At 64.4% G+C, this 21,513-nt stretch carries 23 protein-coding genes, 4 tRNA genes and 1 pseudogene; 18 read left to right on the top strand and 10 right to left on the bottom strand.

The features are described 5' to 3' along the window. Positions 1–167 precede the first annotated feature (167 nt). Positions 168–1,484, top strand: a complete 1,317-nt coding sequence (locus tag AB0H22_RS15130) for an FAD-binding oxidoreductase (protein WP_358147128.1) — start codon at positions 168–170, stop codon at positions 1,482–1,484. A 221-nt stretch (positions 1,485–1,705) separates the two neighbouring features. On the opposite strand, the gene AB0H22_RS15125 is transcribed toward AB0H22_RS15130, so the two are convergent. The 3 genes from AB0H22_RS15125 to AB0H22_RS15115 all read right to left on the bottom strand — a co-directional run bounded on the left by AB0H22_RS15125 (position 1,706) and on the right by AB0H22_RS15115 (position 1,960). Then, positions 1,706–1,780 (bottom strand) — tRNA-Val (locus tag AB0H22_RS15125). 9 nt (positions 1,781–1,789) lie between these two features. Beyond that, positions 1,790–1,863, bottom strand: a tRNA-Cys gene (locus tag AB0H22_RS15120). Between the two features lie 24 nt (positions 1,864–1,887). After that, positions 1,888–1,960 (bottom strand) — tRNA-Gly (locus AB0H22_RS15115). Between the two features lie 168 nt (positions 1,961–2,128). On the opposite strand from AB0H22_RS15115, the gene AB0H22_RS15110 reads away from it, so the two are divergent. The 3 genes from AB0H22_RS15110 to AB0H22_RS15100 all read left to right on the top strand — a co-directional run bounded on the left by AB0H22_RS15110 (position 2,129) and on the right by AB0H22_RS15100 (position 4,715). After that, positions 2,129–2,203, top strand: a tRNA-Val gene (locus AB0H22_RS15110). Between the two features lie 53 nt (positions 2,204–2,256). Further along, positions 2,257–3,348: a phenazine antibiotic biosynthesis protein gene (locus tag AB0H22_RS15105; RefSeq protein ID WP_358147127.1), complete on the top strand. Its 1,092-nt coding sequence runs from the start codon at positions 2,257–2,259 to the stop codon at positions 3,346–3,348. A gap of 2 nt (positions 3,349–3,350) precedes the next feature. After that, complete coding sequence (locus tag AB0H22_RS15100) at positions 3,351–4,715, top strand: aldehyde dehydrogenase family protein (protein ID WP_358147126.1); 1,365 nt, start codon at positions 3,351–3,353, stop codon at positions 4,713–4,715. Positions 4,716–4,727: 12 nt separating this feature from the next. On the opposite strand, the gene AB0H22_RS15095 is transcribed toward AB0H22_RS15100, so the two are convergent. The 3 genes from AB0H22_RS15095 to AB0H22_RS15085 form a co-directional block, all read right to left on the bottom strand. Continuing rightward, positions 4,728–5,153 (bottom strand): PPOX class F420-dependent oxidoreductase, encoded by a 426-nt coding sequence (locus AB0H22_RS15095; protein WP_358147125.1) that lies wholly within the window; start codon positions 5,151–5,153, stop codon positions 4,728–4,730. Between the two features lie 111 nt (positions 5,154–5,264). Beyond that, entirely contained in the window at positions 5,265–5,582 is a 318-nt protein-coding gene (locus AB0H22_RS15090; RefSeq protein ID WP_180747812.1) for a hypothetical protein, read from the bottom strand. 233 nt (positions 5,583–5,815) lie between these two features. After that, positions 5,816–6,313: a DUF1990 domain-containing protein gene (locus AB0H22_RS15085; protein ID WP_358147124.1), complete on the bottom strand. Its 498-nt coding sequence runs from the start codon at positions 6,311–6,313 to the stop codon at positions 5,816–5,818. 19 nt (positions 6,314–6,332) lie between these two features. On the opposite strand from AB0H22_RS15085, the gene AB0H22_RS15080 reads away from it, so the two are divergent. Continuing rightward, the gene (locus AB0H22_RS15080; RefSeq protein ID WP_180747810.1) at positions 6,333–6,962 is read left to right on the top strand and encodes a PaaI family thioesterase; all 630 of its coding nucleotides are present in this window, start codon (positions 6,333–6,335) and stop codon (positions 6,960–6,962) included. Next, positions 6,959–7,387 carry a TIGR02611 family protein gene (locus AB0H22_RS15075; RefSeq protein WP_358147123.1) on the top strand — a complete coding sequence of 143 codons (429 nt, stop codon included), beginning with the start codon at positions 6,959–6,961 and terminating at the stop codon, positions 7,385–7,387. The genes AB0H22_RS15080 and AB0H22_RS15075 overlap by 4 nt, the downstream gene beginning before the upstream one ends. Here AB0H22_RS15075 and AB0H22_RS15070 read toward each other — a convergent pair. Then, positions 7,370–8,107: a DJ-1/PfpI family protein gene (locus AB0H22_RS15070; protein WP_180747808.1), complete on the bottom strand. Its 738-nt coding sequence runs from the start codon at positions 8,105–8,107 to the stop codon at positions 7,370–7,372. The two genes, AB0H22_RS15075 and AB0H22_RS15070, sit on opposite strands and share 18 nt — an antisense overlap. A gap of 93 nt (positions 8,108–8,200) precedes the next feature. Here AB0H22_RS15070 and AB0H22_RS15065 point away from each other — a divergent pair, with 93 nt between their 5' ends. The 10 genes from AB0H22_RS15065 (at position 8,201) to pdxT (ending at position 18,153) form a co-directional block, all read left to right on the top strand. Beyond that, on the top strand, positions 8,201–9,211 hold the full coding sequence (locus AB0H22_RS15065; RefSeq protein ID WP_358147122.1) for a helix-turn-helix domain-containing protein: 1,011 nt from the start codon (positions 8,201–8,203) through the stop codon (positions 9,209–9,211). 91 nt (positions 9,212–9,302) lie between these two features. Further along, a complete protein-coding gene (gene thrS, locus AB0H22_RS15060) occupies positions 9,303–11,357 on the top strand; it encodes a threonine--tRNA ligase (protein WP_358147471.1) in 2,055 nt (684 codons plus the stop codon). After that, positions 11,350–11,898: an HIT domain-containing protein gene (locus AB0H22_RS15055; RefSeq protein WP_358147121.1), complete on the top strand. Its 549-nt coding sequence runs from the start codon at positions 11,350–11,352 to the stop codon at positions 11,896–11,898. The genes thrS and AB0H22_RS15055 overlap by 8 nt, the downstream gene beginning before the upstream one ends. Further along, entirely contained in the window at positions 11,895–12,557 is a 663-nt protein-coding gene (pgsA, locus tag AB0H22_RS15050) for a phosphatidylinositol phosphate synthase (protein WP_180747806.1), read from the top strand. The genes AB0H22_RS15055 and pgsA overlap by 4 nt, the downstream gene beginning before the upstream one ends. Next, a complete protein-coding gene (locus AB0H22_RS15045) occupies positions 12,554–13,534 on the top strand; it encodes a phosphatidylinositol mannoside acyltransferase (RefSeq protein ID WP_180747805.1) in 981 nt (326 codons plus the stop codon). Before pgsA ends, AB0H22_RS15045 begins: the two co-directional genes overlap by 4 nt. Further along, positions 13,534–14,661, top strand: a complete 1,128-nt coding sequence (locus tag AB0H22_RS15040; RefSeq protein WP_358147120.1) for a glycosyltransferase family 4 protein — start codon at positions 13,534–13,536, stop codon at positions 14,659–14,661. The genes AB0H22_RS15045 and AB0H22_RS15040 overlap by 1 nt, the downstream gene beginning before the upstream one ends. Then, positions 14,658–15,680 carry an NUDIX domain-containing protein gene (locus AB0H22_RS15035; protein ID WP_358147119.1) on the top strand — a complete coding sequence of 341 codons (1,023 nt, stop codon included), beginning with the start codon at positions 14,658–14,660 and terminating at the stop codon, positions 15,678–15,680. Before AB0H22_RS15040 ends, AB0H22_RS15035 begins: the two co-directional genes overlap by 4 nt. 85 nt (positions 15,681–15,765) lie before the next feature. Further along, positions 15,766–16,680: a pyridoxal 5'-phosphate synthase lyase subunit PdxS gene (gene pdxS / locus AB0H22_RS15030; RefSeq protein ID WP_180747803.1), complete on the top strand. Its 915-nt coding sequence runs from the start codon at positions 15,766–15,768 to the stop codon at positions 16,678–16,680. Between the two features lie 40 nt (positions 16,681–16,720). Next, the gene (locus AB0H22_RS15025; RefSeq protein ID WP_180747802.1) at positions 16,721–17,575 is read left to right on the top strand and encodes an acyl-CoA thioesterase II; all 855 of its coding nucleotides are present in this window, start codon (positions 16,721–16,723) and stop codon (positions 17,573–17,575) included. Continuing rightward, on the top strand, positions 17,572–18,153 hold the full coding sequence (gene pdxT / locus AB0H22_RS15020) for a pyridoxal 5'-phosphate synthase glutaminase subunit PdxT (RefSeq protein ID WP_358147118.1): 582 nt from the start codon (positions 17,572–17,574) through the stop codon (positions 18,151–18,153). The genes AB0H22_RS15025 and pdxT overlap by 4 nt, the downstream gene beginning before the upstream one ends. 94 nt (positions 18,154–18,247) lie before the next feature. Here the strand turns inward: pdxT and AB0H22_RS15015 are convergent, their stop codons facing one another. Next, a complete protein-coding gene (locus AB0H22_RS15015; RefSeq protein WP_180747800.1) occupies positions 18,248–18,775 on the bottom strand; it encodes a hypothetical protein in 528 nt (175 codons plus the stop codon). Between the two features lie 76 nt (positions 18,776–18,851). On the opposite strand from AB0H22_RS15015, the gene AB0H22_RS15010 reads away from it, so the two are divergent. Next, positions 18,852–19,607 carry a YebC/PmpR family DNA-binding transcriptional regulator gene (locus AB0H22_RS15010; protein WP_180747799.1) on the top strand — a complete coding sequence of 252 codons (756 nt, stop codon included), beginning with the start codon at positions 18,852–18,854 and terminating at the stop codon, positions 19,605–19,607. Here the strand turns inward: AB0H22_RS15010 and AB0H22_RS15005 are convergent. Beyond that, positions 19,553–20,164, bottom strand: coding sequence for a phosphatase PAP2 family protein (locus tag AB0H22_RS15005; protein ID WP_180747798.1), 612 nt, complete (start codon positions 20,162–20,164; stop codon positions 19,553–19,555). The two genes, AB0H22_RS15010 and AB0H22_RS15005, sit on opposite strands and share 55 nt — an antisense overlap. A gap of 140 nt (positions 20,165–20,304) precedes the next feature. Here AB0H22_RS15005 and AB0H22_RS15000 point away from each other — a divergent pair. Continuing rightward, a pseudogene (locus tag AB0H22_RS15000) lies at positions 20,305–20,766 on the top strand (methyltransferase); the annotation flags it as partial. A 71-nt stretch (positions 20,767–20,837) separates the two neighbouring features. Here AB0H22_RS15000 and AB0H22_RS14995 read toward each other — a convergent pair. Beyond that, on the bottom strand, positions 20,838–21,407 hold the full coding sequence (locus AB0H22_RS14995) for a TetR family transcriptional regulator (protein ID WP_180747796.1): 570 nt from the start codon (positions 21,405–21,407) through the stop codon (positions 20,838–20,840). Positions 21,408–21,513: the final 106 nt, after the last annotated feature.

The raw sequence follows: 21,513 nt of genomic DNA, 5'->3' as shown, positions 1-21,513 counted from the left end.
TGTGGGCTGACGGCCTGTCATACTCGTTGTTATCCATATGGTTTCAGCCCCGGTGAGGTCCGATGCGAGCAGCTCGTGTGCTACGGCGTGTTACTCGATCTGACCGTGAGTTCCAGGCGTTATCTGGCGGATGGAATCGGCGATTTCACGCGAATCCTCTGGAGATCGTGTTTCCGGCCGACGCTGACGAGGTGGCTGTGGCTCTGCTGGATGCGCAAGAGCGGGGGGTACCGTTTCGAATCCGCTCGGGTGGGCACTCAGTAGACGGCTTCTCAGGGGTCGACGACGGGATCATCATTGACCTCGGAGATCTGAATACTGTTGACGTCAGCGCTGATCGTGCGCAGGCCAGAGTGGGGGCCGGCGCGCATCTGCACGATGTCTATGAGGTGCTAGGTGAGATCGACCGGGTGGTACCGGGCGGGGTTGGTCACTCGGTTGGTATGGGAGGGTTGATCACCGGCGGGGGACTGGGCGGCCTGACTCGTTGGCTGGGGGCGCTGGCGCACAACGTGCTCTGCTTCGATCTGGTCGATGCGCAAGGACAGATCCACAATGTGACGCCGGATAGTCACCCGGACTTGTATTGGGCCTGTCTTGGTGCCGGTGGAGGCAATTTCGGCATCATCACCGCCTTCACGTTGCGGACGACGCCCCTATCTGCAGCAGTCTGGTATCGGTTGTCGTGGCCGTGGAGTCAGTTCGAGCACGTTTATGAGGCGTGGCAGCAGTGGGCTCCGGCCGCCGATAGTCGCCTGACGCCGCTGCTGGTGATGTGGCCGACAACGACAGCCAATCGCATCGATGTAGCCGGCATCTTTCCGGGCACCTCTGAACAACTCGAAGACTTGTTAGATCCCCTACTCAAGGCGGTGCCGTCGCCGAGCGAAAAGCAAACAACGCCAACCACATTCGTTGCCGCCATGGCGGCTCTTCTACAGAAGATTGGCGGTGAGTCCTTCGACGTCGACACACGGGCCGCGACCGCATCGCCGTTCTTTGACCAACCACTCGACCGGAACCTCATGGGAATACTTCGTGATTGGCATACCAAAGCGCCAGGTAACTCGTTTGTTTGGTGTCTTCCCGGTGGCGGAGAACTTACAGCCGCCGCTGACCGGGGAACCCAATCGTTCTCCCACGGCCACATGCAGCAGCTGATGCTCATCCGATCGGACTGGAGCGACTTACGCGACGACGATGCCTGTATCTCATGGGTCAGCGGCCTTTACGATCTGGTACAGCCGCACGCCAGTGGTGCTTATCTCAACTGGACCAACACAGACACCGAATCGCGGCCGCACCGGCTATACCGCGACAGTTATGCCAGATTGGTTCAGATCAAGCACCGCCACGATCCGCACAGCATCTTCAGCTTCACGCACGCGATCCCGGCCTCGATATCTCGCGCACACGCCCGTCAGCTCCAACTACCAGACTCCACACTCACCGAGCTGTCCGACCGAGGCCTCCTGGTCGACTAAGAAGCGCCTCGCCGCAGACTGCTTTCGGCTGGACCGCGTCCGGCCAGCCAGGAGGAGCTGCCCTTATCGGTAAACGAAGCCTATGGCAGTAGTCGACTGCAGCACTGAATGCCTTCGGGGTGCCATAGCCGCGGTCGCTGATCGCGACATCGATCGGACGATCCGTGGGGCGATGATGCCTGGCCAGAGGCTTAAGAATTGCCTTTGACCCGTGATCCTGCTGGTGCGCGATACTGGGATTGAACCAGTGACCTCTTCCGTGTCAGGGAAGCGCTCTCCCGCTGAGCTAATCGCGCCTGTCTAAATGGAGGTGGAGACGGGAATCGAACCCGTGTGCACGGCTTTGCAGGCCGTTGCCTCACCACTCGGCCACTCCACCGCAAGGGATGCCAGTCCACCTTCGAGCGGATGACGGGATTCGAACCCGCGACCCCAACCTTGGCAAGGTTGTGCGCTACCAACTGCGCTACATCCGCGCGCAACGGATGAGATCGTCACCCGGTGCGAAGTGAAACAGTAGTCGAACGAGAGGTTTAATCACAAATCCCTTGAGCGCACGGCTCGTAAGCTGCTGGGCTGCGGTCTTTCCGGTACCTCGTGCTAGCCTTTCACCTCGATTGATCAGCCATCTCCGATCAACGCGCGGTCTCGTAGCTCAGCGGAAGAGCACTCGCCTCACACGCGAGGGGTCGCTGGTTCGAACCCAGCCGGGACCACCAAGAGTTCATTTTCATCACGTCCGCCATCCTGATCACTACGCCAGGATGGCGGCATGGCTGAGATCGACTTCTCACTGTTGGATGTGCCACGAACCACGCCGGTGGGCGATCCCGAGGCGTATCTCCGTGCCGCCATCGCCTGGCATTTCCGTGAGGGCACCGGCTCACCGTTCTGGCTGCGTACCGCGCGGACCCTGGACTTCGATCCGTTGACCGACATCAACGGTTTCGACGATCTCCGGCTGTTCCCGAACCTTGTCAACGAGCTACGGCACGCCCCCGTCGAAGACCTCATTCCGCGCGGCTACGGTTCGCCGGCGCCTGTGCCCAAGATCTTCGAGTCGGGCGGCACCACCGGTGCACCCAAACGCACGGCACAGCTGCCCGACTGGGTCGAGCAGGTCACCCAATGGCAGATCGAGGACTTCACCGCCGGCGGGTTCGTAGCCGGAGAGGGTCTGCTGTTCCTTATGCCCAGCGGCCCGCACGGGGTCGGCCACTTCTCCCGTGCGGTCAGCGAGCGGCTGAGGTCGGTGTTCTACCCGGTGGACCTGGATCCGCGGTGGGTCAAGAAGATCGCCGCGCGGGGTGCCACCGCCGAGGTATCGGCGTATGTCGAGCACGTCCTGGAACAAGCCAGATTCGTCCTGCAGACCCAGAAGGTGGCCAACCTGCACATCAGTCCGCCGCTACTAGGTGCCATCGCCCGCGATGACGCCATGGTGGACCTGGTCAACCAGAAGATCCGCTACATCCTGCTCAGCGGCGCCCACGTGGATCTGGACACCCTGGATCTGCTTCGGGAGATCTTCCCGACGACCGAGATCGCGATGGCGTTCGGCAGCACGATGATCTTGTCCCAGGCCAAGACTCGGGTCGAGGGTGACGCGTTGGTGTTCGACCCCAGAACGCCCTATGTGGTCTTCTGGGTGATCGATCCCGACACGGGCGAGCGCGTGCCGTACGGCGAGCGCGGTCAGGTGGTGATGAACCACATCAGCAAGGGCATGTTCATTCCCAACAACCTCGAACGCGATAGTGCGATCCGAATGCGCGGACCCGAGGGCCAGATCGGTGATTCCGTCAGCGAGGTGGCGCCCGTCGCTATCTTCGAAGGCGAGGCCGTCATCGAGGGCGTCTACTGATCGTGATTGCACTCGATGCGCTGGGCCCCAGCGGCGAATACCGCACCCGCACCCGTGAAGTCATCAACGATATGGCCGGGACGCCGGTCGCTGAGCTGAGCATCGTGCCCCCGCTGTATGTGCACCGCAGCATCCGGGCTCAGCACAACGCGAGACCACTGTCGACCGCGCAGCGCGCCATCGCGCTGGCCGGCGCCGCCGAGGTCTTCGGCACCGCGGTGATCGGCGGTTTGGGCTTCGAGCAATACGTCGAGATGGTCAGCCGGACATCGGGTCTGCCGATCGCGGTGGCGCGGTCCAGCGCCCGCGGAGTCGCCGAGTCCGTCCGATGTGCGGTCGATGCGGTGACACCCGCCCAGCCGGTGGGCGCCGCCCGCGATTGGCGCGATGAGCGCACCCGACGGGGGAGCGCGGTGTGGACACGTCGCGGCGAGGTGTTGGCGGTGCACGCATCGGGAAACAGCCCGGGTGTTCACGGCTCGTGGGCGCAGGCACTGGCGCTTGGCTACCGGGTCGCGATACGTCCGTCGCGGCGTGAGCCCTTCACCGGTCACCGGCTGGTCAATGCGTTGCGTCAGGCAGGATTTCGACCCGAGGACGCGGTGTATCTGCCCACCGGCCACGTAGGTGCGGCCGAGATCATCACCGCGGCCGACCTCGCGATCGTCTACGGCGGGCAAGACATCGTCGACAAGTACGCCGGCGACCCGACGGTGATGGCGAACGGGCCCGGCCGCACCAAGATCCTGATTACCGCCGAACAGGACTGGCGTGACTATCTCGATGTCATCGTCGAGTCGATCAGCGGTCAGGGCGGGATGGCATGCACCAACGCCACGGCCGTTCTCTATGAGGGGGACCCGCGCCCGTTGTCGGAGGCGGTTGCGGCCAGGCTTGCGACGATTGCACCGCTTCCGATCACCGACGAACGTGCCATCCTGCCCACCAAGCCCCTCGGCGCGGCGCGGCGCCTCGCGGACTACCTCGCGGTCAAGGCCCGGGGCGCTACGCCACTGTTGGGCGCCGATCAGGTGGTCGCGGACCTCGGCGACGGCTCCGCGGCGCTGCGACCCGCACTGCATCTGCTGGAGCGGCCCGACGGCGACCAACTCAATACCGAGTTGGCGTTTCCGTGCGTGTGGATCTCACCGTGGTCCCGTGCCGATGGCCTAGCCCCGCTGCGGCATTCGCTCGTCATCAATGCGATCACCGGCGACGAAGACCTCATCGACGATCTGCTCAGTGACCCGACGGTGTCCAACGTCTACAGCGGCGGGCACCTCACCTCGTACGCGGCACCCGGCATCCCACACGACGGCTTCCTTGCAGATTTTCTGATGCGCAACAAGGGCATCATCCGAGACTGACGGCTACCCGTGTCACGACACCCAGGGGCCGTTGCCGCCGATGGAGTCAATGCGGATGCGGGTGAGGTACCCGGAGGGGGCGTTCGGCGGCGGGAAGTGTTCATCGGAGCCCAGCATCGAGACGGCCAGCTGCTTGAGCAGCTCGGGTGCCCCGCCCTCGACGACCCACGCGGTGCCTGTGACGGCCAGATACTCGCGCTGCTGACCCGGCTGGCTGGGCGCGAGGATGGTCACGGCGACATGTGGATCCCGCCGGATGTTGCGCAACTTCTTGTATCCGCCGGATAGATGGGCGGATACCAGTTCGTCGCCATCGGCGGTGGACTGCAATGCGAACCAGACGACGGACACCTGCGGGCTGCCGTCGTCGTTGATGGTGACGAGCGTGGCATCTGTGCCCGCCCCGATGAGTGTGCGTGCGGCCTCATTGAGTTCCATGTGCGATGTCTACCCCGTTGCGGTCGGTTTCATTCCCGGATTGGAAGGACGCCCGAAACGACGGTGCCCGGCTGACAGGCATCGTCAGCCGGGCACCGTGTCGTAATGGGCTTACTGCAGAACGGTCGTGGTGTTCGTTCCGAACGGCACCTGCGGGTTGGTGCCCAGGGGAGTGCGTGGGTTCGCGCCCTCGTGAGTTGGCTCGTGGAAACCGCGGTCGTACAAGTTGGTGCCGGGCTGTGTGCAGGCCCCGCCGACACGCGGCGCGCCGCCGGCGCAGGCCGTCCGGCAGCTGTGGTTGTACGGCGTCTCGCCGGCTGAACACACCGGGGATGACGGCTCCGCGGCCGCGACCGGGGCGAGGAACATCGCGGCCGAGGCGCCCAGGGCCCCGGCGAACAGCGCGATGCGAGTGGGCAGCGAAACCATGAGGTTCAGAGCTCCTAACAATGCATGAATGAAACCTGAACAACAGGCTACATATCATAACGATTTCAACTCAAGGAATATTTGCTGCATTGCGAGAAAGGGTATCTGAATGGGTGAACTCCCAGTAGACATGCCTAGTGAACGGACATGCCGTAAGTAGCTGAAGGAGATGAACAGCTAACCTGTAGCCTACCGGGGGAGGGTTCTGGTCGGGGCGATCGATGGCGCTCGACTCACAACGCGCGCAGGTACCGCCTGGTTACCAAACGCTGCAGCTGCCTGGCTACGAGATTGCCTACCCGAATCCACCAGAACGATGGCTTCGAGAAAGCCGTGATCTCCACGGACACAATGTCATTGGATGGATCAAAGCGCACCGTAAAAGCTTCCTCGCCGGTCTCCGGGTGTCCCTGCAAGGTGCCGTACGCGAAACCGCGCCGGTTCGGCTCGTCGATCACGTACACAACACGGCACAACGCCCAGAACGGCCACAGGTGCGTCGCCACGTTCACACCTTCGGCGACGTCCGGGGCGGAGGTCTGCACGGGAAGTCCAATTCCGCGTTGGATGCCGAACCGCATCAGGCTCGCGGTGGCCTCCTCGAACCGCGCCCTACCCGTCCCGATCTGCTGCGACTCGTGCAGATGGTGATATCCGGCGGGCAGTTCACCGGCCGTCGCGCCGATCTCGGGGTAGGTGAACGGGAGCTGGCTCAGCTGCGCAATATCCACCCCAATAACGTAGGGGAGCATGACCACCGAGGAAGCAGTAACAGCGCACGAGGGTGGCGGGTTCAATCCGCCCGATCCCACCCTCAAGGGCGGCCCTGACTACGGCCGCTTCATCGATGCGCTGCGGACCCTGCAGGACCGCGCTCGCGCGGTCCTGCCTCCTGACGAGGTGATCACCGGGCTGGCCGATCAGATCGAGGCCATGAATGATCTGCTTGCCCCACACGAGGTTTCCGAATGGGACGCGCCATCGGGTCGGCGCACAGATCTTCCGCTGCGCGGAAACATCCTGTTGGTCCCGATGACGGTCGATAGTTTTGACAACGGAGTCCTTACGGGCACAGCCACTTTCGGGCGGTACCATCTGGGGCGCAACGGCGCGGTGCATGGCGGATGCCTGGGGCTGCTGTTCGACACCATTATCGGCACCGGCACGATGCTGCTTACCGATCTGCGCAAGCTGCGCACCGCCTACCTCAACATCAACTACCGCAAGGTCACGCCCATCGAGAAGGAGTTGCAATATGACTGCACCCTGGATCGGGTGGAGGGGCGCAAGGTGTTCTTGAAGAGCAGGCTGCTCGACGGCGAGGATGTGCTCGCCGAGGCCGATGCGCTCTTCGTGAAGCTCAACCCCGGGCAGCCGTGACCGAAAACGCCTGGCGCCGGGCCACCCGCAGGTGGGCTCGTTGGCGCGACCGGGTGCGGGATCGGCCCGCGCTGGACATCGCGTATCGCATGGTGGTCGCCGTCGTGGGCCTGGCCGTACTCATTGTGGGCATCATCACCATCCCGTATCCAGGACCCGGCTGGGCGATCGTGTTCCTCGGTCTGGCGATCCTTGCTACCGAATTCTCCTGGGCAGGCAAGGTTCTGCACGCCGTCAGGGCCCGGTATGACAGATTCATGGCCTGGTTCTCCACCCAGCCGCACTGGGTGCGGGGGATCGGGGTGCTCTTCACCGCAGCCGTGGTCGTGGCCACGCTATGGGTGCTGGGCGCGGTCGGCTGGGTTGCTGCACTGGTCGGGATCGAGACGCCGTGGCTGAAGAGCCCGCTAGGACTTGGCGGCTGACCGTCGTCCCCGCACGCGATCGATAACATTTGTCCACAACACTTTTGAACCCGCCACAAACTCCGAACCGACCTCGCGCGTCGAGATCATCTCCTTCATCATTCGAACCGCGTCGGCCTTGTTGCGTGTGGAGGCCTTGCTGAAATGGCCGGTGTCGAACGGAGGCTGCGGGTCGTACTCGATGCAGAGTTGTGTGGCCTCGGCGCGCGATCGCCCGGCGATCTCGCCGACGAGCCATAATCCGAGGTCGAGTCCTGCCGAGACACCGGCGGCGGTGATCACCTTGCCGTCTCGCACGATTCGTTTGTCCCGGCGGGGATTCGCGCCGAAGGTGGTGAGCATCCGTTGCCCGGCCCAGTGACAGGTGGCGTCCTTACCCTGCAGAATCCCGGCCGCACCAAGGATGAGCGACCCGCTGCATACCGACGCCGTCCACTGCGTGGTCCGGTGCACGTTCCGGAGCCAGTTCAGCACGCCCTCATCCGCGGCCGTGGTCATGGTGGCCGGTATCGAACCCCCAACCAGGACGATGTCGGGTGTCTGCGTTTCCTCGAATGAATGCGTCGCCCCGAGCACCAGCACCCCGCTGTCGGTCACTATCGGGCCCGGCTCATGCCAGACGAATCGAAACTCGGCATCGGGTAACCCCCTGAGCACTTCAAACGGACCGATCGCATCGAGTGTCGTCATCCCCGGGTACGCCAGAATCGCTATCTGCATGACTGCCATGGTCGATGAGAGGTCACCCGAGCAGAAGTGGCCAGATAGTCAGCATCCGACGAGATATTGCCAATCGAGGTTTACGCTGGCCGCATGGACACCGTGTCGTCGGGTCGTTCGGACAGGCCTCACTCCGTGCTGTCGGGTCGTTCGGACAAGCCTCACTCCGTCGTCGTTCTCGCCCTTCCCGAAACCATCGGATTCGACCTCGCCACCGCGGTTGAGGTGTTCCGGCGCGTGCACCTGGCCGACGGCAGCCGGCCCTACCGCGTGCGGGTGTGCGGCACCGAACCGGTCGTCTCCGCCGGGCCGTTCGGCATTGCGACAGACCTTGGGCTTGAGGCCCTTTCGGAGGCGGACACGATCGTGGTCCCGGCCCGCAACGACGTGACCGCACCCGTCCCCGATGGTGTCATCGAGGCATTGCAGGCCGCATACGCGCGCGGCGTGCGGATCGCCTCCATTTGCGCGGGGGCGTTCACCCTCGCCGAGGCCGGGATCCTGGACGGCAAGCGGGCCACCACCCACTGGATGGCCGCCGACCTGTTCCGGGAGATGTTCCCGGCGGTACGCCTGGATGCCGACGTGCTGTACGTCGACGAGGGGCAGGTGCTCACCTCCGCCGGTGCCTCGGCCGGTATCGATCTGTGCCTGCACATCGTCGCGTGCGATCACGGCACGGCGGTCGCCTCCGCGGCGGCGCGAGTAGCAGTGGCGCCGCTGCACCGCGACGGCGGTCAGGCGCAGTACGTCATCAGAAACCGTCAGCGTGCCGAGGCAGGTCTTGGCGAGATTCTGGCGTGGATCGAGCACAACGCCCATCGCGAGCTGTCCCTGGAGGACCTCGCGGCGCGGGCGTCCACCAGCGTGCGCAGCCTCAACCGGCGGTTTCGCGCTGAAACGGGCCAGACGCCCATGCAGTGGCTGACAGGGGTGCGGGTCCGTCACGCCCAACAGATGTTGGAAAGTTCCGCGGATCCGGTGGAGTGGATCGGGCGCGAGGTGGGGTTCGGTTCACCTGCGAATTTCCGGGAGCAGTTCCGCCGGCTCACCGGTGTCTCCCCGCTGGCGTATCGGAACACCTTCCGGATGCGGTCGGCCTGAGTGTAGCGACCGCCATCAGGCTGGGAAGGCGCTGGTGTGGACCGATAGCATGAGTTCGCAAACCCCCGCCTCTGACGATGGAGAACTGCTGATGACTGCGCCCAACCCGTCTTCCCTTGTGGCCCCGATCCGGGTGCCGGCCGGGACGACGGCGGGCACCGCGGTGCGCGAGGCGGGCCTGCCCGGTAAGGGTGAGGACGCCGTGGTTGTCGTGCGCGTCGACGGGAACCTGAAGGATCTGTCGTGGACCCCGGAGGTCGACACCGAGGTAGAGCCGGTCGCGGCCAACACCGAGGACGGACGCAGCGTCATCCGACACTCGGCCGCCCACGTGCTGGCGCAGGCCGTGCAAGACCTCTTCCCGGCCGCCAAGCTCGGTATCGGCCCGCCGATCACCGATGGCTTCTACTACGACTTCGGGATCGATCACGCCTTCACTCCCGAGGATCTGACCGCCCTCGAAAAGAAGATGAAGCAGATCATCAAAGAGGGACAACGTTTTTCGCGCCGTGTCTACGGTTCGGTCGAAGAGGCTCAGGCCGAGCTGGCGAGTGAGCCGTTCAAACTGGAGCTGGTTTCGGACAAGTCCGGCGCCGACGACCCGGAGGTCATGGAGGTCGGCGGCGACGAACTGTCGGCTTACGACAACCTGAATCCACGTACCGGGGAACGGGAATGGTTCGACCTGTGTCGTGGCCCGCACATTCCCACCACTAAACACATCCCGGCGTTCCGGCTTACCCGTAGCTCGGCCGCCTACTGGCGCGGAAACCAGGCCAACGCGAGCATGCAGCGCGTCTACGGCACCGCTTGGGAGTCCCAAGAAGCCCTCGACAAGCACCTCGAACTGCTGGAAGAGGCGCTGCGACGCGACCACCGCAAGCTCGGCGTCGAGCTCGACCTGTTCAGCTTCCCCGACGAAATCGGTTCCGGTCTCCCGGTTTTCCACCCCAAGGGTGGCATCATCCGCAAGGAGTTGGAGGACTACTCGCGCGCCAAGCACTCCGCCGCCGGGTACGAGTTCGTCAACACCCCGCACATCACCAAGGAAAACCTGTATCAGACCTCCGGGCACCTGGATTGGTACTCCGACGGCATGTTTCCCCCGATGCACATCGATGCCGAGCTCAACGAGGACGGCACCGTGCGCAAGCCGGGGCAGAACTACTACCTCAAGCCCATGAACTGCCCCATGCATCACCTGATCTACCGGGCGCGGGGCCGCTCGTACCGTGAACTGCCGTTGCGGCTCTTCGAATTCGGTTCGGTGTACCGATATGAGAAGTCGGGCGTGGTGCATGGTCTGACCCGGGTGCGCGGTATGACGCAGGACGACGCGCATATCTACACCACCCGCGAGCAGATGCACGAGGAACTGACCTCACTGCTGCGGTTCGTGCTCGATCTGCTGTCCGACTACGGGCTCGACGATTTCTATCTGGAGCTTTCCACCAAGGACGAGACGAAATTCGTTGGTAGCGACGAAGACTGGGAAGAGGCCACCAGAACCCTGGAGCAGGTGGCGCGCGACTCCGGCCTTCAGCTGGTCCCGGACCCGGGCGGCGCCGCTTTCTACGGCCCCAAGATCTCGGTGCAGGCCAAGGACGCACTGGGCCGGTCCTGGCAGATGTCCACGATTCAGCTCGACTTCAACATGCCCGAACGGTTCGATCTCCAATACTCCGCCGCAGACGGCACCCGCCAGCGTCCGGTGCTCATCCACCGCGCACTGTTCGGGTCGATCGAACGGTTCTTCGGTGTGCTCACCGAGCACTACGCGGGCGCCTTCCCGGCCTGGCTGTCGCCGGTGCAGGCGGTGGGCATCCCGATCGCCGATGCCCACGCTGTGTATCTGAACGACATTGTCTCCCAGCTCAAATCCCAGGGCATCCGTGCCGAGGTCGACACCAGCGATGACCGCATGAACAAGAAGATCGTCAACCACACCAACCAGCGGGTGCCGTTCCTGCTGTTGGCCGGTGACCGCGACGTGGAGGCGGGCGCTGTCAGCTTCCGTTTCCGTGACCGCACCCAGGTCAACGGTGTGCCCCGCGAGGAGGCCGTCGCCGCGATCATCGACTGGGTAAGCAGACGCGAGAATGTGTCGCCGACAGCCGAGCTCATGAAGTTGGGGACCCGTGACTGACGAGGACTCGACCATCACCGACCGGGGAGTGGGCGACCCCGATCACTTGCAGCGGCTGTGGACCCCGCACCGGATGACCTACCTCGTCGAGGCAGTGAAATCGAGCGGGGCAGAGTCCGCTCCGTTCACCGACATTCCTGAGATGGCCGACGAAGACGGGCTGGTGGTGGCGCGCGGCGACCATGTATACGCCGTGCTGAACCTGTACCCGTACAACCCGGGGCATCTCATGGTGGTGCCGTACCGGCAGGTCGCGGAGCTCGAAGACCTCACCGAGGACGAGAGCCGGGAACTGATGGCGTTCACCCAGAAGGCGATTCGGGTGATCAAGAAGGTCTCCCGACCACACGGCTTCAACGTGGGACTTAACCTGGGCAGCGCCGCGGGTGGATCACTGGCCGAGCACTTGCATCAGCATGTGGTGCCGCGCTGGGGCGGCGACGCCAACTTCATCACCATCATCGGCGATTCCAAGGTGCTGCCGCAGCTGCTACGGGACACCCGCAAACTGCTCGCCACCGCCTGGGAGCAATTGCCATGAGCGGCTTCCTATCCCGGGAGACATTCGCCAAGATCACGAAACCGCTGGCCAATGCGGTACTGCGCGCCGGATTCACCCCCGACACCGTCACCATCTTCGGAACCGCGGCATCGGTCGTCGCGGCACTCACCCTGTTCCCGACGGGCCACCTGTTCTGGGGTGGCATTGCGGTGGCACTGTTCACGATGTTCGACATGCTCGACGGGGCGATGGCGCGCGCCCGTGGCGGCGGCACCCGGTTCGGTGCGGTGCTCGACGCGACATGCGATCGGGTCGCCGACGGTGCGGTGTTCGCCGGTCTGCTCTGGTGGGCCGCATTCGGTTGGGGATCAACGTCTTTGGTGGTCGCCACGCTGATCTGCATGATCACCTCGCAGGTGATCTCGTATGTGAAGGCCCGGGCCGAGGCGTCCGGATTGCGTGCCGACGGCGGGCTGATCGAACGCCCCGAACGGCTCATCATCGTGCTCCTCGGAGCGACCTTCAGCGGAGGCCTCGGGGTGCACTGGCCATTGCATGTGGCGATGTGGGCGCTGGCGGTCGGGAGCCTGGTGACCGTGGCGCAACGGATGCACGCGGTGCGCACATCTGCCGGTGCTCTGGACGCGCTGCCCAACCCCGATGGCGGCCAGGACACGGCGGAGTCGAGTCAGTCATGAGCGTCTGGGGTGAACGGGCTGCCGATTGGGGATACGCCGCCGGCTGGAAACTGACACAGGTAACACCAGATCCGATCGCCCGTGCCATATTCGATCTCGGAGCGACGGTCGGCGCGCGCGATGGTGGTCCCGAGCAGCTCCGCAAGAATCTCGCCCGGGTACTAGGGGTGCATCCCCGCGAGGTGCCCGATCGGCTGATGCTTGACGCTGTGCGGTCCTACGCCCGGTACTGGCGTGAAGCGTTCCGGCTGCCCTCACAGAACATGGAACGTCTTGCCGGCCGTTTGGACAGCGGCGCCTTCGGGCGTCGGAACATCGAGGCATCCCAGGACCGCGGTAAGGGAACGGTGATCGCGCTGCCGCACAGCGGCAACTGGGACATGGCGGGTGTTTGGCTGGCCCAGACCTACGGCACCTTCACCACGGTGGCCGAGCGTCTCAAGCCTGAATCGCTGTACCGACGTTTCCTTGATTACCGGGAAACCCTTGGCTTCGAGGTGCTGCCGCTCACCGGTGACCAGTCCGGGCCGTATGAGCTGCTCGTCCAGCGATTGCGGGAGAACCGGGTCGTCTGTCTGATGGCCGATCGCGACCTGAGCCGCAGCGGTGTCTCTGTCGACTTCTTCGGCGCTGAAGCCCGGATGCCTGCGGGCCCGGCACGCCTGGCAATCGACACCGGTGCGGATCTGCTTCCGGCGCACTGCTGGTTCGACCCACATGGTCAATGGGGCGTGAGGATTCATTCGCCTATTGACACCTCGTCGGGGGACGTCGCGGTGGTCACCCAGGCGATGGCCGATGTGTTCGCCGCCAATATCGCTGAGCGCCCCGCGGATTGGCACATGTTCCAACCGTTGTGGCTCGAGGACCTCTCGGAGGACCGTCGCACCAAGCTGCGCGCCGCCGCGGCCCAGCCCACCCCTACAGAGGAGTCGGAGCCCACACGGGAAACGGATCCGGTCGGTGGGCAGGCGTAGTGCGCATCGGGATGGTCTGCCCCTACTCGTTTGATGTACCGGGCGGCGTCCAGTCGCATGTGGTGCAGCTGGCGGAGGTCATGCGGGATCGCGGCCATCACGTCAGCCTGCTTGCGCCATCGTCATCGGAGCTGGAGCTGCCGGAATTCGTGGTTTCCGGCGGTAAGGCCGTCCCGATCCCATACAACGGCTCCGTCGCGCGACTGCGCTTCGGTCCCGCCACCTATGCCAAGACCAGGCGCTGGCTCGTGGATGGCGACTTCGATGTGCTGCATCTGCATGAACCGAATGCGCCGAGCCTGTCCATGCTGGCGCTCATGGTCGCGGAGGGGCCTATCGTCGCGACCTTCCACACGTCGACCACGAAGTCGTTGACGCTGAGCGTCTTTCAGGCCGTGCTGCGTCCCTGGCATGAGAAGATCGTCGGCCGGATCGCCGTCTCCGAGCTGGCACGGCGCTGGCAGATGGAGGCACTAGGTTCCGACGCGGTCGAGATACCCAATGGCGTCGATGTTCGATCCTTCTCCGGGGCGCCGCCGCTCGAGGGCTACCCGCGAGCGGGTAAGACGGTGTTGTTCCTGGGCCGCTACGACGAGTCGCGCAAGGGTATGGACGTGCTGATGGGGGCGCTACCGAAGATCACCGCAGGCTTCTCCGATGTGGAGATCTTGATCGTCGGCCGTGGAGACGAGGACGAATTGCGCTCGCAGGCAGGTCCATTGGCCAAACATCTGCGGTTTCTCGGCCAGGTCGACGATGCGACCAAGGCCTCGGCAATGCGTAGCGCCGACGTGTACTGCGCACCCAACATCGGTGGCGAGAGCTTCGGCATCGTGTTGGTGGAGGCGATGGCCGCGGGTACCGCGGTGGTCGCGAGCTCGCTCGACGCCTTTCGGCGAGTGCTACTGGACGGCAAGGCCGGCCGGCTGACGCAGACGGGCGACCCTGATGCCTTGGCGGCGGCCATCATCGAAGTGCTCGGCAACGACGAAGGTCGCGCGGAGCTTGTCGCGGCCGGTACCGAAGCGGTGCAGCGGTACGACTGGTCGGTGGTCGCGCAGCAGATCATGCTCGTCTACGAGACCGTGACCGCCGCCGGTGTACGGGTGAAGGTCGACAGTTGGTGACCTTCTCGGCGTTGACCGTCATCGTCATCGCCCTCATCGCGACCTTCCTCGCCTTCGGCCTGTTGTGGGCCTATCTGGTGGCCAACCGACTCGACCGCCTGCATGTGCGCAGCGACCTGTCCTGGCAGTCGCTCGATGCCGCCCTGGCGCGCCGCGCCGTCGTCGCGCGGGCAGTGGGAGATGCGCTCAAGGACAATCAGCTGATCAAGGTGGCGGCCAAAGCCGAACGTGCTGAACGCAACTGGCGCGAGGATGCGGAGAACCAGCTGGCCTCCGCACTATCCACCATCGACCCAAACCGGCTGCGGCCCGCGCTGGTGGCCGAACTCGCCGATGCCGAAACGAGGGTGCTGATTGCGCGCCGTTTCCACAACGACGCAGTGCGTGACACCCTCGCGTTGCGTGTACGCCGTCCCGTGCGGTGGCTGCGGCTGGGCGGAACGGCGCCGATGCCAACATATTTCGAGATCGTTGATCTGCAGGGCGCGGGCTCCGAGGATCCTGCTCTGGCCAACTTCCGTACCTCGGCGCGGATCATCCTGTTGGACGAGGACGGTCGGGTGCTGCTGCTGCGTGGTTTCGACCCGGCCGCGCCCAGTCCGGCGGTGCACTGGTGGTTCACGGTCGGCGGTCAAACCCTGTCGGGGGAGAAGCTTGCCGATGGTGCAGTGCGCGAGCTGGTCGAGGAGACCGGATTGACGGTGCCCTCCGGACGGCTCGTCGGGCCGCTGTGGCGTCGGGTCGCCGTCTTCGACTTCAACGGCACCACCATCCGTTCCGAGGAACTGTTCTTTGTGCACCGCACCAAGAGATTCGAGCCGGCCACCGATGGCCGCACCAATCTGGAGCAGCGCTACATCACCGGCCACCGTTGGTGCGACGCCGAGCAGATCGCCGCATTGACGGCGTCGGGGGAGCAGGTGTTCCCCAATCAGCTAGGAGAGCTGCTGAATGAGGCCGCCGCGGCGGCCGATGCGGTAGTCGCTGGTGGGCGCCGCGAACCGATTCTGATCGGGTGAGCCCGGTCACCGCACCTCCCGGAGCAAAATCGCTGGTGCGGCGGCATTAGACTGATGGAAGAACCCGACATCCAGGAGCCCTCAGTTGACTAGCACGACCAACGGAACGTCCCCCGAGACCGGAACCGGCACCGCGCGCGTCAAGCGCGGTATGGCCGAGATGCTCAAGGGCGGCGTCATCATGGACGTCGTCACCGCCGAGCAGGCGAAGATCGCCGAAGACGCCGGAGCCGTCGCCGTCATGGCGTTGGAGCGGGTGCCCGCCGATATCCGCGCCCAGGGTGGCGTGTCCCGGATGAGCGATCCGGACATGATCGACCGCATCATCGGCGCCGTCAGCATCCCCGTCATGGCGAAGGCCCGGATCGGGCATTTCGTGGAGGCGCAGATCCTGCAGAGCCTCGGCGTCGACTACATCGACGAGTCGGAGGTTTTGACCCCGGCCGACTACACCAACCACATCGACAAGTGGAAGTTCACCGTGCCCTTCGTGTGCGGTGCCACCAACCTGGGCGAGGCGCTGCGTCGTATCACCGAGGGTGCGGCAATGATCCGCTCCAAGGGCGAGGCCGGCACCGGTGACGTGTCCAACGCGACCACCCACATGCGCAAGATCGGCGGCGAGATCCGTCGCCTCACCTCGCTGGCCGAGGACGAGTTGTATGTCGCTGCAAAGGAACTGCAGGCCCCATACGAGCTGGTGGTCGAGGTTGCACGGGCAGGCAAGCTCCCGGTCACCCTGTTCACCGCCGGTGGTATCGCCACCCCCGCCGATGCCGCGATGATGATGCAGCTCGGCGCCGAGGGTGTGTTCGTCGGATCCGGAATCTTCAAGTCCGGCAACCCGGAGCAGCGGGCCGCGGCGATCGTGAAAGCCACCACCTTCCACGACGACCCGGACGTGCTCGCGAAGGTGTCGCGTGGTCTCGGTGAGGCGATGGTCGGCATCAACGTGGAGGACATCGCTCAGCCGCATCGGCTGTCCGAGCGCGGCTGGTAATGCGATGAGCCGCTTACGCGAGGAGCGTCGGGGCTAGCTGATGGCCGATATCGAAGAGATCCTGACGCTGGAACAGCTCGAAAAGGACATCTTTCGGGGCAACGTGACCCCGAGCAGCCTGCGCCGCACCTTCGGTGGACAGGTCGCGGGACAGTCGTTGGTATCGGCGGTTCGCACCGTAGAGCCGGAGTACCTCGTACATTCCCTGCACGGATACTTCCTGCGGCCCGGAAATCCCAACGAGCCCACCGTGTTTCTCGTTGACCGGGTGCGCGAGGGACGGTCGTTCTGTACTCGCCGCGTCACCGCGATCCAGGACGGCCAGCCCATCTTCAGCATGTCCGCTTCCTTCCAGACCCTGGATAGCGGCATCGAGCATCAGGATCTGATGCCACCGGTGCCGGCACCCGAGGACCTGCCGGATGTACAGGATGCGGAGGAGTCGTTCAGTAGTGATCTGTTCCGGCAGTTCGCCGAATGGGATATCCGTATCGTTCCCGATGAGCTGATGGATCGGAATCCACGGCTTGCCGCGCAGCAACGCGTATGGTTCCGCTGCCGTAAGCACCTTCCCGACGATCCGGTGCTGCATATCTGTGCGCTGGCCTATATGAGCGACCTGACCCTGCTGAGCTCGTCCAAAGTGCCGCATCGGGATGCGGTGCTGCAGACGGCATCCCTTGACCACGCGCTGTGGTTCCTGCGACCGTTCCGCGCCGACGAGTGGCTGCTGTACGACGAGACATCGCCGTCTGCCGGCTACGGACGCGCGCTGACCCAGGGCCGGATCTTCGACCGCGAGGGCCGAATGGTCGCGGCGGTGGTGCAGGAGGGTCTCACCCGGTACGAACGGAACCCGGATGAGGCGTCGATTGCCAAGGGGAACATGGCGTGAGCCCGCTCGTCGGCGTGCTGGCATTGCAGGGTGATGTCAGGGAACATGTTGCTGCCCTGAGAGATTCGGGTGTCGACGTGGCGAGCGTGCGCCGTCCCGAGGAGCTCGCCAAGGTGGACGCGCTGGTGATCCCCGGTGGTGAGTCGACCACGATGAGCAACCTGCTGCGTGTGTTCGAACTGTTGGACCCGCTCACGGAGCGCCTACGCGAAGGCCTGCCGGTCTACGGTTCGTGCGCCGGCATGATCCTGCTGGCCAGCGAAATACTCGATACCCGTCCGGATGCGGTGGCACTCGGCGCCATCGATATGACGGTGCGGCGCAATGCCTTCGGCCGTCAGGTCGACTCCTTCGAGGGCGACCTGGATTTCATCGGGCTCGACAGTGAGCTGCACGCGGTATTCATCAGGGCGCCGTGGGTCGAGCGTGTCGGCGAGGACGTCGAGGTGCTGGCCAGTGCACAGGGGCATCCGGTCGCGGTCCGGCAGGGGAGCGCACTGGCGACGGCGTTCCACCCCGAGGTGACCGGCGACCGTCGGGTGCACGAGTTCTTCGTCGATATGGTGCGTGCTTCGTAGCAGCCCGTTGCGCGAGCAGACGCGTATTGCACGCGCGTCCTGGGGTTTCTGTGCACTAAGTGTCTGCTCGGCCGGGGGATCTGGCACGTGCGGTTCACCAGCGGAGCATCGGCATGGGGCGCAGCGGGTGCTTAAGCGTCCACCTTCCCGCGGTACGCAACAAGAATCCGTGAAAACCGCCGTAGGGCAACGCCTCCACGACCTCGCGCACATCAGAGCGTTCCAGACCGGTCCAGACGTACAGACCGCGGAAGGCATCGATCCGGTCGCCTAGGCGGAAGGTCTCGACCCACAAGTCCTCAACGGTGCGCAGCTTGTGGTGTTCGGCCACCATCGACCGCACCCGCGCGATGTCGGTGACTCCGAATTCCGGCGCCAGCTGCTCGGCGAGCGCCACCGACGGATCGAGGTAGTCCCAGGTGCCTGCCGTCCAGATCCCGATATCGTGTGTCGCCCACGCCAAGGCAATCTCGGGTGGTGCCTCGGTCATGCCGAGAAGCCGTAGCTGGTAGTTCATGGCGCGGTACAGATGGTTGCGGTAGTCGGTCAGGCTCTCGCCGATGGTTTCCGCGTATCGGTCCAGCACGGCGTCGACAATCGGGTCTTCCACCAGGACAGTCATGCGGTTCACCCTAGTTGCGCGAGTACACTCGGTCAGCGCTGAAAATGAACACAGACAGAAAGAAGTAACCGGGTACATGAGCGGCCATTCCAAGTGGGCCACCACCAAGCATCAGAAGGCCGTCAAAGACGCGCGCCGTGGCAAGGAGTTCGCCAGGCTGATCAAGAACATCGAGGTCGCCGCGCGCACAGGCGGCGGTGATCCGTCCGGCAACCCGACGCTCTACGACGCCATCCAGAAGGCCAAGAAGACCTCGGTGCCCAATGACAACATCGAGCGGGCCCGCAAGCGCGGTGCCGGCGAGGAAGCCGGCGGCGCCGACTGGCAGACCATCATGTACGAGGGCTATGGCCCGAATGGTGTCGCGGTGCTTATCGAATGCTTGACCGATAACCGCAACCGTGCCGCCGGTGAGGTGCGTGTCGCGATGACCCGCAATGGTGGCGCCATGGCCGATCCGGGGTCGGTGTCCTATCTGTTCTCCCGCAAGGGCATGGTGACCCTCGACAAGGGGAACCTGTCCGAGGATGACGTGCTCATGGCCGTCCTGGAGGCGGGTGCCGAGGAGGTCAACGATCTGGGCGAGAGCTTCGAGGTCGTCTCCGAGCCCACGGACCTCGTTGCGGTGCGGCAGGCGCTGCAGGCTGCCGGGATCGATTACGAGTCGGCGGAAGCGAGCTTTCAGCCGTCGGTGAGCGTCCCCGTCGATGTCGACGGGGCCCGCAAGGTGTTCAAGCTGGTCGACGCGCTGGAGGACAGCGACGACGTGCAGAACGTCTACACCAACGTGGACCTGTCCGATGAGGTGCTGGCCGCGCTCGACGAGGACTGACCGGCCGCCCAGACCGCCAGGGTCACCACCGCGGTGGTGACGAGCACGGCGCCGATGGTGTCCGTGACGTAGTGATACCCGCAGGCAACCTGCCCGAGTAGCCCCAGCGTGCTGACGATCGCAGCGGCAACGAAGGACCACATCGCCCCGCCGGCCACCAGCACGACCATTCCCATCACCGATACCACCAGCGTGGTGTGGCCGCTGGGGTAGGCGAGGTAGCCGCCCTTCTCGCGTCCCACGAGCAGCTTGGTGGCCTGAGTGGTCCAGATCGCGACGAACGGACAGGCGAGTACCACCGCCGCCACCCGCCAGCGCCGGCGATACAGCTCGAAGCCGATGCAGGCCAGCAGTACCGGTCCGAGCAGCGCCCAGTCGGTGAAGATCAATAGCCAGCGTGGCTGCACCCCGAATACCTGTTGGGTCGCATCGAAAAACCAGATGTCAAAGGGTGTTGAACCCTTCCCGACGGTGAATCCGAGCACCAACATCGTGATCACGCCAAGGGGAGGCCACCACTGAATCGTTTTCTGGATCGACAGGTTTCCGGCAGACACTATGACGACAGTAATCGTCGGGAATGTAACGCCACCCGTGCGGCGTTACTGTGATGTCAACGACTGTTGGTCAACATGTGTTGACAGCTATGTCAAGTAGGCGTACATCTTAGACATCTAGGAGTGAAGGGAGGCCCGTCATGGCCACACAAACAGTCATCTCGGCGCCCGAATCGACGAGTCTCTGGCGCACCGCGCGTGCCGTACTCGCGCTGCCGGTCACCATGACAGTCCTCATTCCACTGGTCATCCTCTACGGATTGGGCATGGAAGTGCCCTCGTGGATGTCGGACCAGATGTCGATGGCGGCGACGGTGATCGGGACGCTGTTGATCGGTGCGGGCCTGTTCCTGGTGACGCGGACGGTGCTGCTCTTCCATCAGATCGGTAAGGGTTCTTTGGCGCCATTCGATCCACCGACCCGACTGGTGGTCTTCGGTCCCTACCGCTACGTGCGCAACCCGATGATCACCGGAGTGATCGCCATCCTGGTGGGCGAGGCACTCGCCGTGAACTCTGTTGGTCTGCTGATCTTCGCGGCGGTGTTCATTACCGTCAACGCCATCTACTTCCCCCTGGTTGAGGAACGCGGCCTGTTGAAGCGGTTCGGCCGCGACTACGCCGAGTACTCCCAGCACGTACCGCGATGGATTCCGAGGCTGCGCCCCTGGGCTCAGCCCGCGGCCTGAGGTGCGGGTGCGTCGAGGTAGTGCTGAATGATTGGCGCTAACCAGTCGATGACCTGCTCGCGCGTCATGTCCACCACGGGACTCAAGTTGAGGATGTAGCGGCATGCGGCGAAGCCGATCATCTGCGTGCCAACCAGGGCAGCACGCTCGAGGATGTGATCCGAGATCACTGGCGCCATGGCAGGAACCGTCTGGCTGCTGAAGATGTCCTCCATTCGCGCTCGCGCGGATTCGTGCGATACCGCGGCGCGTAGGAGTGCGACCATCGTGTCGTCTACTTCCCAGCGGTCCATGAAGTGCTCGACCATCGTCGTGCCGAGCTCGGCATGGGGCACTGCGGTGAGATCAGGCAGGCACAGGTCGAAGTTGGCGGCCGCCGCGAACAGCTTTGCCTTGTTGCCGTAATAGCGCATCACCAGGGACGGGTCGATACCCGCGGTCGCTGCGATGGCTCGGATGGTTGCCTTCTCGTAGCCGACGCCGGCGAAGTGTTCCTGGGCAGCCTCAAGGATGGCCGCGCGGGTGGCGTCCGATCGCCGAGGTTCGGTGGACATGCGCTGAGTTTAGGCCAACGAGCGTTGACATTTGGAGAGCCCTCGCGTGTTGATATGCCGGATGGGCGAAACCCCTCGATATGCTGATCGAACAGTTGTTCTACGG

Origin of the sequence: Mycobacterium sp. NPDC050853 (assembly GCF_040653875.1) — a bacterium.
Lineage (GTDB): Bacteria > Actinomycetota > Actinomycetes > Mycobacteriales > Mycobacteriaceae > Mycobacterium.
This window is presented reverse-complemented; position numbering and strand designations above follow the sequence as displayed.

What these genes read in the sequence shown, in the direction of transcription:
- AB0H22_RS15105 (WP_358147127.1), top strand. Translation starts at nt 2,257, where the DNA reads ATGGCTGAGATCGACTTCTCACTGTTGGATGTGCCACGAACCACGCCG.
- AB0H22_RS15095 (WP_358147125.1), bottom strand. Translation starts at nt 5,153, where the DNA reads ATGGAACTCAATGAGGCCGCACGCACACTCATCGGGGCGGGCACAGAT.
- AB0H22_RS15090 (WP_180747812.1), bottom strand. Translation starts at nt 5,582, where the DNA reads ATGGTTTCGCTGCCCACTCGCATCGCGCTGTTCGCCGGGGCCCTGGGC.
- AB0H22_RS15080 (WP_180747810.1), top strand. Translation starts at nt 6,333, where the DNA reads ATGACCACCGAGGAAGCAGTAACAGCGCACGAGGGTGGCGGGTTCAAT.
- AB0H22_RS15070 (WP_180747808.1), bottom strand. Translation starts at nt 8,107, where the DNA reads ATGCAGATAGCGATTCTGGCGTACCCGGGGATGACGACACTCGATGCG.
- AB0H22_RS15065 (WP_358147122.1), top strand. Translation starts at nt 8,201, where the DNA reads ATGGACACCGTGTCGTCGGGTCGTTCGGACAGGCCTCACTCCGTGCTG.
- thrS (WP_358147471.1), top strand. Translation starts at nt 9,303, where the DNA reads ATGACTGCGCCCAACCCGTCTTCCCTTGTGGCCCCGATCCGGGTGCCG.
- pgsA (WP_180747806.1), top strand. Translation starts at nt 11,895, where the DNA reads ATGAGCGGCTTCCTATCCCGGGAGACATTCGCCAAGATCACGAAACCG.
- AB0H22_RS15045 (WP_180747805.1), top strand. Translation starts at nt 12,554, where the DNA reads ATGAGCGTCTGGGGTGAACGGGCTGCCGATTGGGGATACGCCGCCGGC.
- AB0H22_RS15025 (WP_180747802.1), top strand. Translation starts at nt 16,721, where the DNA reads ATGGCCGATATCGAAGAGATCCTGACGCTGGAACAGCTCGAAAAGGAC.
- AB0H22_RS15015 (WP_180747800.1), bottom strand. Translation starts at nt 18,775, where the DNA reads ATGACTGTCCTGGTGGAAGACCCGATTGTCGACGCCGTGCTGGACCGA.
- AB0H22_RS15010 (WP_180747799.1), top strand. Translation starts at nt 18,852, where the DNA reads ATGAGCGGCCATTCCAAGTGGGCCACCACCAAGCATCAGAAGGCCGTC.
- AB0H22_RS14995 (WP_180747796.1), bottom strand. Translation starts at nt 21,407, where the DNA reads ATGTCCACCGAACCTCGGCGATCGGACGCCACCCGCGCGGCCATCCTT.